Source organism: Coprococcus sp. RTP21428st1_C9_RTP21428_210409 (assembly GCF_040227395.1).
Classification (GTDB): domain Bacteria; phylum Bacillota; class Clostridia; order Lachnospirales; family Lachnospiraceae; genus Coprococcus; species Coprococcus aceti.
On the sequence record NZ_JBEHVV010000115.1, the window covers coordinates 1 to 4,611 of the forward strand.

Sequence of the window (4,611 nt, forward strand, 5' to 3'; positions counted from 1 at the left end):
CTCTATGACTGCCGCTGTAACTCCGCCTGCATTTGCAAATTTCTTGCCGAACAGTGTGGACTGGTCGTTATCTTCAGCCTCAGGCTCAAGCTTGACATCCTTTGCTCTCAGCATGGCTCTGATCTCTCCGTATGTCAGCGCATAGTCCGCAGATTCCTTCTCTCCGACTGCGCTCTCCGCCTTCTTGCCGATACAAGGGCCTATGAATACTGTCACGGCATCCTCATAATTCTCCTTGATGTATCTCGATACTGCACACATAGGTGATACGGTCTCAGATACCATGTCTGCCAGCTCAGGGAAATGCTTCTCCACCAGAAGCTTGAATGCAGGACAGCATGAGGTTGTCTTCTTCCTGCCCTCTGCCTTGGCCTCCATCCATTCCTTTGCCTCTGCCATGGCTGTCATGTCGGCACCAAGTCCCACATCCACCGCATCGTAGAAGCCTATCTTCTTCATGGCTGTTCTCCAGCTCGCCATGGTGATATCCGCACCGAACTGTCCGTATGTGGCAGGTGCGAACATGGCAAATACCTTCTTGCCGGCTCTCATGTCATTTATTATATCTACTATATAAGACTTTGATCCGATCGCACCAAATGGGCACTTGTGGATACATGAACCACAGTCTATACATTTGTCCTTGTCTATGACCGCAATACCTGTTCCATTCTCAGCCACAGATATGGCACCAACCGGGCAGCTCTTGATACATGGACGCATCAGATCTGCAATGGCATTGTACGGACATGCTTTGGCACACTGTCCACACTCCTTACACTTTGATGGGTCGATGTAGGACTTGTCACGTCCCATGCTGATGGCACCGAAACGGCACGCCTGCTGGCACGCTCTTCCCATGCACTTCTGGCAGTTATCAGTTACTACGTAACGTGAAATAGGACATCCTTCACAGGCAGAGTTGATGATCTGGACTACATTCCCATCATCCTCTGTTCCAGGGGCTTTGCCCTCGGCAAGTCTGATCCTCTGTCTGATGACCTCCCTCTCTCTGTATATACAACATCTGAAAAATGGCTGTGGACCGGGAACCATCTTATATGGAAGATTGTCCCTCTCATCATCCAGCCTGCCTTCATACGCAAGCTTTGCCACCTCATAAAGCACCTCGTGCTTTACCTTTAATAATGTAGCGTCATTTGTAATCATATGTTAACCTCTACTCATATTATATTGATCTTTGCCCCTGTATACCTAATATGTATACCTCTTAGATCCAGTTATAATCTCCGCCCGTTATAGCCAGGCTGAGCAATGCATCCATCTTCTCTACCTCTTCTGCGCCCTCTACGATCCGCATGAGCTTTGCAGTTTTCTCCTCAGCTTCCATCACACTACCTCCATTTATAACATAATTTTCGTTCAATAACAATCTATGCAATTGACCAAAACCATTTATTTTCATTTGAGGGCAGTTATGCTATAATAAAAAACACTTTTAAATATAGTAATCAATCTTTTATATAAGGAAGGCGAAATACAAATGTACAAGATCAATTTTTCAAAGCCAATCAACGTCCATTTCATGGGAATAGGCGGAATAAGCATGAGCGGTCTCGCAGAGATACTTCTGAAGGCCGGATTCAAGGTCACCGGATCAGATATGAAAGCATCCGAAATCACCGATCAGCTTGCCGACATGGGAGCGCTTATCAACATCGGTCAGTGTGCATCTAACATAACAGACAACATAGATCTGGTCGTATACACAGCAGCCATACATCCTGACAATGAAGAGTTCAAGGCCGCAGTGGAGAAGAACATTCCTATGCTCACCAGAGCCCAGCTTCTCGGCCAGATCATGGAGAATTACAAATATTCCATAGCCGTCAGTGGAACCCACGGCAAGACAACAACGACTTCCATGCTGTCCTACATCCTCATAGATGCGGACACTGATCCTACCATATCAGTGGGAGGAATCCTCGACAGCATCGGCGGCAATATCCGTGTAGGCAAATCTGAATACTTTGTAACAGAGGCATGTGAGTACACCAACAGCTATCACGCATTTAAGCCTTTTATCAGTATCATACTGAACGTGGATGCCGACCACCTTGATTTCTTCAAGGATATAGATGAGATCGCTGAGTCATTCCATGTATTTGCCACCAAGACTCCAAAGGAGGGCCTGGTCATCGTGAACGGCGATATGAAGTATTATGATACCGTTGTCAGAGACCTCGAGTGCCGCGTGGTAACATTTGGAAAGGGCGCACAGAACAAATATTCAGCACACAATATACGATTCGATGACTTCGGCCATCCAACCTATACACTGGTTGTGGACGGCAAAGAGATCACTGACATAACACTCAAGGTATTCGGTGAGCACAACGTATACAACTCACTGTCAGCCATAGCGGCATCCCTTGAACTTGGAATCTCCATAGATGTCATCAAACAGGGACTGTCAGAGTGTGTCGGTGCCGAGAGACGTTTTGAGTACAAAGGAACCATCCTCGACAACGTGAAAGTCATGGATGACTACGCTCACCATCCAACTGAGATAGCAGCCACACTGAAGGCAGCAAAGAACACAAGCTACAACGAACTGTGGTGCGTATTCCAGCCACACACTTACTCAAGAACCTACGCTCTGTTCGATGAGTTTGTAGACGCACTCAAGGTATGTGACCACGTCATCGTGGCAGATATTTATGCAGCCCGAGAGAAGGATACCGGACTTGTCTCAGCAAAGCAACTCGCCGAGAAGATCGCCGAGACGGGTACTGATGCGTTCTATCTTCCATCTTTCGACGATATAGAAAATTATCTCTTAAAAAATTGCAAAAAAAATGATTTGTTGATAACTATGGGCGCCGGAAACGTCTATTCTATCGGAAATGACCTGATAAAAAATTAGTTATCCACATTATCCACACAGCTCTGTGGGAAAGTTTTCCCCACAGAGCTTATATTTTTTTGTTGACATAATTTTTACAGAAATATTACAAAGCCCTGTTAAACTATGACTTTTGTATTTTTATGTCTCTTTTTCGTCCACATTATCCACATTATCCACATCCCCACCATTTTTCCCAACCGACTGTATGTTCTGTTTGCATTCCAAAAAGTTCATGTTATAATGCATTTGCGCTAAGGGAAATGCGCTATTTCAGGAGTATGATCAAGGAGTTTTTTGACATGAGCTACATTACTATTACAACAGAAAAAAACGAAACATATTCCTCTATATCAAACTTTTTTATAGACTATTACATGACCTCCGCCAGCGGAGAGTTTGTTAAGGTATATCTGTATCTGGTCAGACTTATGTCTTCCAGTAAACCCGTGTCTGTCGCCAACATAGCAGATCATTTTAATCTCACAGAGAAGGATATTTGCAGAGCCATAAAATACTGGATAAGCCAGGATGTTATGAAGCTCAACTACAACAAGAAGAAGGAGCTTACAGGAATAACTCTTCTCCCTCTTCACGACAAGGGCAGCTCCTCCGACAGCGGAGTTGACGACCTCTCTATTCTCGGCGTGGATTATTCCACCGGAGATGACGATAACAACAGCGAGATCACGGCGACGATCGCAGACGAAGACAAGGCCGAGGTGCCGGAGCGCACTCTGCCTGACAAGATAACAGTTACACCAGAATTTCTTAGGAAGAAACAGGAGGACGAGGTTCTCTCTGATATTATGTTTGAGACAGAGGCATATTTTGGCAGACCGCTTTCCATGCCTGAATCAGAAAGTCTCATATACATATACGACCAGCTTGGCTTCTCCCAGGAGCTCATCGAATATCTGATCGAATACTGTCTGACCATGGGCAAGGCAAGCTTCAGATATGCGGAGACCGTAGCCATAGCATGGTATGAAAAAGGAATCGACACGGTTGACAAGGCCAAGGCAGACAGCTCCGCCTACAACCCATTTTACAGAAAGGTCTTCTCTGCACTCGGAATACGCAGAAGCAATCCTACCAGCATAGAGACCGCATACATTGACGCGTGGACAGGTGAGATGAATTTCTCAGAGGATCTTATCCTTCTGGCATGTGAGAAGGCCATAATCTCCAAGCCACAATCCGCCAACTTCGCATATGTCAATGGAATTCTTGAAAACTGGCATAAGAATGGTGTACAATCCATTAGGGATGTCGAACTGCTCGATCAGGAGTTCCTCAAGAAGAAATCAGCGGCCACAGCGCAGCCTGCAGCCACCAGGAATCCGAATGGATTTGCGAACTTCAAGCAGACAGACATGTCCAACCAGTTGGACAAGCTGGAACAGATGCTTGCAGATGAACTCAATCTTGACAAGAGGTAATATATACATATTATGGGCAATATAAATTATGATGATATTTTGTCCCGACTGAGCAGGATCAGGCAGGACAATCTTCGCAGACAGGACAACAGAAAAGCTGAGGTATATGCCAGGATCCCTCGTATAAAGGAGATCGACGATGCCATCGCCCACAGTGCCGTCCAGGCATCAAGGGCAAGGATACTGCATCAGGAAGTGGATGAAGAAGCACTCTCCACGAAGAACCACGCTCTCCGCGATGAGAAGCATCAGCTCATGGCACAGACCGGATACCCTGACGATTATCTGGCACCGATATACAAC

The 4,611-nt window shown here is 45.8% G+C and carries 3 protein-coding genes and 1 pseudogene; 3 read left to right on the forward strand and 1 reads right to left on the reverse strand.

What is annotated here, in order from left to right; translation table 11 throughout:
* On the reverse strand, window positions 1-1,170 hold a 1,170-nt coding region (locus ABUA34_RS13835), incomplete at its 3' end, for a 4Fe-4S dicluster domain-containing protein (RefSeq protein WP_349823502.1).
* A gap of 334 nt (window positions 1,171-1,504) precedes the next feature.
* On the opposite strand from ABUA34_RS13835, the gene murC reads away from it, so the two are divergent.
* From murC to ABUA34_RS13850, 3 genes and pseudogenes are all read left to right on the forward strand, one after another.
* Entirely contained in the window at window positions 1,505-2,887 is a 1,383-nt protein-coding gene (murC, locus tag ABUA34_RS13840; protein ID WP_055222248.1) for a UDP-N-acetylmuramate--L-alanine ligase, read from the forward strand.
* A gap of 281 nt (window positions 2,888-3,168) precedes the next feature.
* Window positions 3,169-4,308, forward strand: a complete 1,140-nt coding sequence (locus ABUA34_RS13845) for a DnaD domain protein (RefSeq protein WP_055222474.1) — start codon at window positions 3,169-3,171, stop codon at window positions 4,306-4,308.
* Window positions 4,309-4,320: 12 nt separating this feature from the next.
* Window positions 4,321-4,611 (forward strand): annotated as a pseudogene (locus ABUA34_RS13850) (ATP-binding protein); the annotation flags it as partial.